The sequence below is a fragment of the Roseburia sp. 1XD42-69 genome (assembly GCF_003612565.1).
GTDB lineage: Bacteria > Bacillota > Clostridia > Lachnospirales > Lachnospiraceae > Roseburia_B.
In genome coordinates, this window is record NZ_RAZG01000110.1 from 1 (window position 1) to 6998 (window position 6998).

General features: G+C 38.3%; 10 protein-coding genes. All 10 read right to left on the reverse strand.

From position 1 onward, the window contains the following. Positions 1-59: 59 nt before the first annotated feature. Complete coding sequence (locus tag D7Y06_RS23025) at positions 60-374, reverse strand: hypothetical protein (protein WP_120409883.1); 315 nt, start codon at positions 372-374, stop codon at positions 60-62. Positions 375-442: 68 nt separating this feature from the next. Continuing rightward, entirely contained in the window at positions 443-1489 is a 1047-nt protein-coding gene (locus D7Y06_RS23030; protein WP_120409890.1) for a sensor histidine kinase, read from the reverse strand. Positions 1490-1497: 8 nt separating this feature from the next. Continuing rightward, positions 1498-2184 (reverse strand): response regulator transcription factor, encoded by a 687-nt coding sequence (locus D7Y06_RS23035; RefSeq protein ID WP_120409884.1) that lies wholly within the window; start codon positions 2182-2184, stop codon positions 1498-1500. Continuing rightward, a complete protein-coding gene (locus D7Y06_RS26675) occupies positions 2177-2314 on the reverse strand; it encodes a hypothetical protein (protein WP_199714838.1) in 138 nt (45 codons plus the stop codon). The genes D7Y06_RS23035 and D7Y06_RS26675 overlap by 8 nt, the downstream gene beginning before the upstream one ends. A 9-nt stretch (positions 2315-2323) precedes the next feature. Then, positions 2324-2974, reverse strand: a complete 651-nt coding sequence (locus tag D7Y06_RS23040; protein WP_120409885.1) for an ABC-2 transporter permease — start codon at positions 2972-2974, stop codon at positions 2324-2326. Next, on the reverse strand, positions 2967-3827 hold the full coding sequence (locus tag D7Y06_RS23045; protein WP_120409886.1) for an ABC transporter ATP-binding protein: 861 nt from the start codon (positions 3825-3827) through the stop codon (positions 2967-2969). Before D7Y06_RS23045 ends, D7Y06_RS23040 begins: the two co-directional genes overlap by 8 nt. Next, a complete protein-coding gene (locus D7Y06_RS23050; RefSeq protein WP_120409887.1) occupies positions 3820-4203 on the reverse strand; it encodes a GntR family transcriptional regulator in 384 nt (127 codons plus the stop codon). The genes D7Y06_RS23045 and D7Y06_RS23050 overlap by 8 nt, the downstream gene beginning before the upstream one ends. A gap of 26 nt (positions 4204-4229) precedes the next feature. After that, positions 4230-4532, reverse strand: a complete 303-nt coding sequence (locus D7Y06_RS28690; protein ID WP_120409888.1) for a helix-turn-helix domain-containing protein — start codon at positions 4530-4532, stop codon at positions 4230-4232. After that, the gene (locus D7Y06_RS23060) at positions 4519-4962 is read right to left on the reverse strand and encodes an RNA polymerase sigma factor (RefSeq protein ID WP_120409889.1); all 444 of its coding nucleotides are present in this window, start codon (positions 4960-4962) and stop codon (positions 4519-4521) included. The genes D7Y06_RS28690 and D7Y06_RS23060 overlap by 14 nt, the downstream gene beginning before the upstream one ends. A 107-nt stretch (positions 4963-5069) precedes the next feature. Next, the coding region (locus D7Y06_RS23065; protein ID WP_147415755.1) for a M56 family metallopeptidase at positions 5070-6998 on the reverse strand (1929 nt) is incomplete at its 5' end.

A 6998-nucleotide genomic window follows, 5' to 3' on the forward strand; every position in this document is an offset into this window, starting at 1 on the left:
ACAATAAAAATACAGAAAAAAGGAATCTTTTACAATTCAAATGTAAAAGATTCCTTAAGTTAATGACATTGCGAAAAAACAGGAATAATACTAATCAGGTATCGGAAATAGACCATACTTAAAATGCCAAACAGGATTGCCGCAGCCGTTACAAAAAGATTTAGGTATGCAATATGCTTTTCCTCTTTGCCCCTGCCGGAAAGAAAGTCTAAGATACCTAATGCGCCATTCAAAATGGCATAAGCCGCAACCGCATAGATTATGCTGCCTTGTAGAAATTCCGGGAACAGAAGCGTTACAAGCCCCATAGCCCCAAGCAGGGCAGCCCGTAAGCCAGACCACCTTGCAATCTTTTTGAATTGTAAAAAAGTCATAGATGTTATCCTCCTTTCGTTCTACAAGAAGAATAACATCTATTTCCTACTCCCAAGTGAATTGAAACTTACAATTTTGTAATTTTATCTGAATTTAGAAAAGTGATATTGAAAACACTTCCCTTGCCTAACTCGCTGTCTACGGTAATGTTTCCGTCGTGGGCTTCTATGATCGCTTTGGCAAGCGGCAGACCAAGCCCTATCCCCTGTGTGTCTTTAGAAAAACGACTGCGGTAAAAGCGTTTGAAAATGTAATGTATATCTTCCGGGTGAATACCGCTGCCAGTATCTTTTATTGTAATCTGCGTCAGGTCAGGAAGCCCTTTCCAATCAATCATAACCCGGTCACCTGTGCCTGTATGGTCTAAAGCATTTTTCACAATGTTGCTGATTGCTTCGATAATCCAGTCGCAGTCACAAAAAAGCGTGATGTTATCAGCCCCGGATAAAATAATTTCTTTTCTTTCCTGCTTCGCCCGGTATGCAAAATGTAATTCAATATCTTTTACCATATCAGCTACGTTTTCAACGCTTTTTTCTATGATGATAGTACCAGCGTCTAATTTCGTAATTTCCAGCAGATTTTGTACCAGCGTTTCAATTCTGTTTAGCTCCTGCTCTGATAATATGGTAAATTTCTTTATTTCAGGCAGTCTTTCCGCTTCTCCCTGCACCATTTCATTATATATGCTCAAAGCTGCAATGGGCGTTTTAAGTTGATGTGAAATATCTGATATGGTATCCCTTAAAAATTCCTTTGAGCGCAATTCATTTTCAGCATGGGCGTTTAATACAGCAGCCAAGGTGTTCACCGAATGGAACAGTTTATATAATTCACCCTCCCTGTCACAAGCAATGCGGGCGTTGGTATCGCCTTTCAGGTATTTGTCGATTGCTGATACAGCTACCCCGATCAATTTATGCTGCTGATAAAAATACCAAAAACAAACAGCCGCTATGCCGCCTCCCGATATAACAGAAAGAACAGAAATGAATGGTATGCAGCTATCACGGAATACCCATATCCCTATCTGCGACATTAGTAAAAAGCCAACTATAAAAACGGTTATCCCTGTAAATAAAAATTTGGTATCTCTGTTTGTAAACAATTCCATGCTCCACCTCAACAAATAATGTTCCATTTATACCCCATGCGCCTGATATTGAGAAGCATTTGCGGCTCGCTGGGATTGTCCTCAATTTTGATACGCAGTCTGCGGATATAAACAGTCAGTGTATTGCTGTCAACATAATTTCCGTCACCGTCCCATAATTTCTGCAATATCTGCTCTTTAGACAACAGGACGTTAGGATTTTGCATGAACAGGCAAAGCAATTTATATTCCGCTGCTGTCAGGTCTAACAGTTCCCCGTTTTTATATGCCTGTCCTTGCAGGAGCAGGACTTTAATACCATTTGAGTGAAGCTCTGTATTGGCAGAGCCAAAGTCATTTGCCCGGCGAAGCAGGGCGTTGATCCGCAACATTAACACGCTAACCTTAAATGGTTTCGTTATATAGTCGTCACCGCCTATATCTAATCCCATAATCACATTGATTTCCTCGTCCGAAACCGTTAGAAATATGATTGGCACTTTTGATGTCTGCCGGACTTTCCGGCAAATTTCAAAGCCGGAACCGTCAGGGAGAGAAACGTCTAAAATCAGTAAATCATACTTTCCCTCCGTCCATGCGGTATCAGCTTCTTTTATTGTCCGCACAATGTCTAATTCAAATCCCGCCTTTTGAAAAGCGAATGTCAGTCCGTTAATCAGGCTCAAATCATCTTCCAACAATAATATTTTATTCATTTTTGTCCCTTGTTTGGTTCTGAGAATTGTTGTTCCTGTCCCGTTTTTTCCTATATTCTTTGATAGCCTTGTTTCTAAGCGGTATTCCAACACCAATCAAAAGCCCTACGATCAAAACAGTAAAATCCATGTTCGTACCTCACATTTCTTTATTTTTCAATATCTTAATAGATACCAATATGGAAACAACATACATTGCAATAACAAAAATGACAGCTAATAACATTAGCAGGATAGGGGAATTGATAACTGTAAAAAGTAGCATACTTTCGCCAACAGGACTTTTTGTAATGAGCAGCAAGGTTATCAAAAACCCCGCAACCGGGATATACATAAATACCCTGCCTTTGATAGAACCAAGTTTATAATATCCGGGCAGTTGAAAAACTGTATAAAGAGCAAAAAGGAATATCCCTGTGACAACAGCACTTATATAATCGAATATGCTAATGCTTTCTCCCAAAATAGTTAATATGACAGGGTGAGCAATTAAAGAAAATATCAGTGCAGTTAAGCCCATGATAATGATAAAAATATACCGCCCAATAACCATGTCACTTTTTCGGATTGGTAAAATACCGTAAAGCCGTTCCATAGAGTTCTTTTCTGTAATCGAAAAGGTATATCCCGTTGTCATGGCAATAAAGCACATGGCAAATGAAATTCCTGTCAGCAAAGAACGGTTGATAGCGGCAAATACAACAGGCAATATCATTGTGAAACATATTGTTTTCACATAGGGCTTTACTAAAGAAAAATCCAGTTTTGCTGATTTCCAAATATTACTCATACTGTTCACCTCTCTTGCTGGTAAATACCACAATATCGTCAATGGTTGCCGGTTCCACATTTAAGTGTGCAAACTGTTTCAAATCCTCGGTTTTGACAAGAGCTTCAAATCCAGTTGAAAAGTGCCTGATACCAAGCATTTTTTTATCCAAATCCGCAGACAGTTCTTCACACCCGCCTTTGACTATCCTAAAATTATCTATAAATTCATCTTTACCACCACTGAAAAACAATTCCCCATAACTGATATAGGTAATGTAGTCAGCAGCACGTTCCAAATCCCCGGTAATATGGGTAGAGAACAAAACACTATGCTCGCCATCTTCAATGTATTCCGACAAAATATAAAGAAGTTCATCTCTTGAAACAGGGTCAAGCCCGCTGGTAGGTTCATCTAATATCAATAATTTTGCGTCATACGAAAAAGCGCAGGCAAGCATAAGTTTCATCTGCATACCTTTGGAAAGCTCTTTTACCTTTTTAGAGGGCTGGATATGAAATCTTTTCAGTGTTTCCGAAAATTTTTGCGTATTCCAGTTTTCATAAAAAGCTGATACAGACTTTTCAACCTGTGAGATTTTCCATTCATCACTAAAATAATTGGAGTCAAAAACAACGCCTAAATTTCTTTTTGCTTCCTGTTCGCTGGCAATATTGTCAAATCCTAAAATTTTCACTTCTCCGCTTGTGCGCTTTAACATATTCAGTATGAGTTTAATTGTGGTTGTTTTTCCAGAGCCATTCGGACCAATCAGCCCCATAATATACCCTTTTGGTAAAGTAAAGGTAATATCGTGTAACTGGAAACCCTCAAAGGACTTTGATAGATTTCTTACTTCCAAATAATCATTCATCTGTTTTTTCCTCCATTAAGATACTCAAAAGATGATGTAATTCTTCTTCGGAAAGATTAGCAACACGCGCCGCGCTTATTGCTTCCGATAAGTTGTTTTCAATTTTGCAGATTAGCTGTTCTCTCAAAAGTTCAGAACCCTGTCCTAAGACAAAACAACCCCGTCCTTGAATATTCTTTACAAATCCCTCCTGTTCTAATTCTGTATATGCCCTCGTTACAGTCAAAACACTAATTTTCAATTCCTTAGCAAGTGTCCGTAATGAGGGAAGTGTTTCGTCCGCTTGTAAATCGCCGGACATAATCGCCGATTTTACTTGCTGCTTAATTTGCTCATATATCGGTATGCCCGATATATTTGAAATAATTAGTTTCACAATCCGCCTCCTACCTGTCTATGCTATTATACTGTTATGCAAAATAGTATAACACTTGAAACAGAAGAAAGCAAGAGCTTACAGAAAAATTCACCTAATTTTATTTTTCTGAAAAATGGTATATCGGTAATAGGAATTATTTTAGCTAACTGATAGAACGGTGTAGACATATCCGAAAAGAAAGGTGAACAGTAAAATGTAATAGGGTGAATAATCATGGCAAGCCGGATTCGCCTGCTGTAATGCCGCAAGACTTCCTCCACGGCTTCCGGGTCGCCGCTGGTCACCCGGACAATGGTTTCATACGGTATAAGTTTAGGATTCCCCATGCAAAAGCACCTCCATTTCCTCCTGCAACATCTGTAAGGCACTGTGGATATAATGCCATGCTGTACTCTTGCATTGTCCGTATAAATCCGCGATTTCCTGTTGTGTGTAATTCCCAAAAAAGTAAAGATAGATGATTTCTCTCTTTTTCTCCGGCAGGGATAACAGGGCTGCAGCAAGCTCGCCGTTGGTGAGTATGATTGTCTGACCGCAGATTGTAACGGGGTATTGTTCGTAGGGTGATTTGAGAAATTCGTCTGATGTGCTTAGAGGGTAAAACTTTTCTTCTGTGAGGTATTCAAAGGATATTTCTCTTTGCCGCCGCCTGTTCCTGTCACGCCATGCATTGATAGCGGCATAGCGTATGACGACTTTGCAGAAACCATTGAAAGAATACATGATATGTTCCCTGTATGCTTCTGTGCAGTCCATAGAAAATTCCCCCTTTCTCCCACATGGGAAACAATATTGATAAGTTCATTTATTTTGCAAGAGGCAGCTTTGTTTTAGTCGGCTGCCCCTTGTTAAACCATAACAATTTAATCAAGCAATTCATCAGATAAGACTGCAACAAAATTACTTTTCTTATCTGTTCGCGCCCGTTTCAGCCATTCCTGTTTTTCTTCCTTTGTCATGCAATCAAGCAGAATTGTAAACCGGGCAATATTATTAGCTTCATAGTATTTCTCGGCATATTTTTTCAAATCACTTGATTGCATATAATCTGAAAGTACGGCAAAGAAATTTGATTTATTATCCTGTTCCGATTTATCTATATACTGTAAAATTAAATCTGCGTCCATGTTCTGTACAATAGTTGAAAAGAGCGCAATTTTATCAGCGTCATATACTTTCTTGTAGTAATCTTTTTGGGTTACTTCATCTAATACTGAAAAGAGTGCAGAAAATCTAATCAAGTCCTCATTTTGAAAATATTTTTCTGTCAATGCTGGTATATCATCAGTTGCAACAGGCGTTATACTCATAATCAAAGGCATTTCTATTGTCGGACTAATATTTGCACTTTTCAAAGAATAAATCAATTCTTCTATTGCCGAAACAGCTCCGCTGTCATTTATATAATCTTTTGCAATATCAGAAAAATACACCGTCATTTTCGAGTTGTCTTTCATGACAATTTCTGTTACTCCATAGTATTGCTGGACTTTTGCATATACGTTCCAGCCCATTTCAATAATATAGGAATTGCAGTAATATCCTTTTTGTGTATAAGTGTATTTGTATGATTCATTATTTTCAAAATCCGTATTATCCAAATTTTCATTATCCAGATACCAACCAAACCCTAAATTTTCATCATAAATATATGTATCTGTTCCGTTGTTTTTCTTCTCTGATATTGATGCCGCAGTTTCTATAACCAATCCCTTTTCTTTTTCTGTAAGATTTTTCATATATTTACACTGTTCTGTGACATCTTCAAGAAGTGTTTCCTTATTGACAAACGGTCCAATAGATGTCCAGCTATCTTTTCGCACCACAACAAACTTGATGCTTCCAACTGATACAGATGCCTGTGGTCTATCTTCTTCGTCCGCACCTTCACAAAAGATATAATACACTCCATTATCTGTTAAAACTTCATTCAATATTTCGCTGTCCCTCCACGTTTTCTTATCATTAGCAACAGAAGGGGCGGCGTATGCACCGGTCACAAAAAAGCAGACACAAACAGCAACCGTAAAAATGGCAGTAATGGCAATAATCACTTTTGATTTTTTCCTAAATTTCATAATCGCACCTAACCTTTCTTTTAACTGTTCTGCTCCCTCTGTCAAAGTGACGGAAGCTAAAGAACTTTTGTAGAGATTGTTTGATTTCAAAAATGAAATTAGTATATCTCCATACTCACGCCTTGCGGTATCGTCAAGTACAGATATAACTTTTTCATCACATGACAATTCACATGATTTATTCACTTCCTTTTCCAGCAAATATACAAAAGGATTGAACCAATGGACGCACACAACAATTTGTATCAGCCATTTATAAAACATATCCCTCTGCTTGTAGTGAATTAGCTCATGCACAAAGATATAAGATAACTCTTTATCTTCCAATTCGCCAACAGGCAAAATGATTCTTGGTCGAAAGAAACCGATCAGCATGGGGGAAGCAATCAGAGAATTACGGGATAATTCAACCCTTGTTTTTATATTCAGTTTTTCTTCACAATCAGATAGCAGATTCAAGATTTTTATATCCGATACCTCTTTATTTCCTGCTTTGATGTATTGGATAAATCCTTGATAAACTGTTACCTTACGAACAAATAAAATCAGTGCCAATGCTGACCAGATAAAAAACAGGCAGACATATTTGTTAAATGGCTCACGCATGGCAGCGTTGGTTATTTCCCGGTTTGTCTGTATCGGTTCTGCTTTGTTGTTACCCGCACCTGCGGGAACGGGTACATTGGGGCTTGTAGGGATTTCATTCGTTATTGC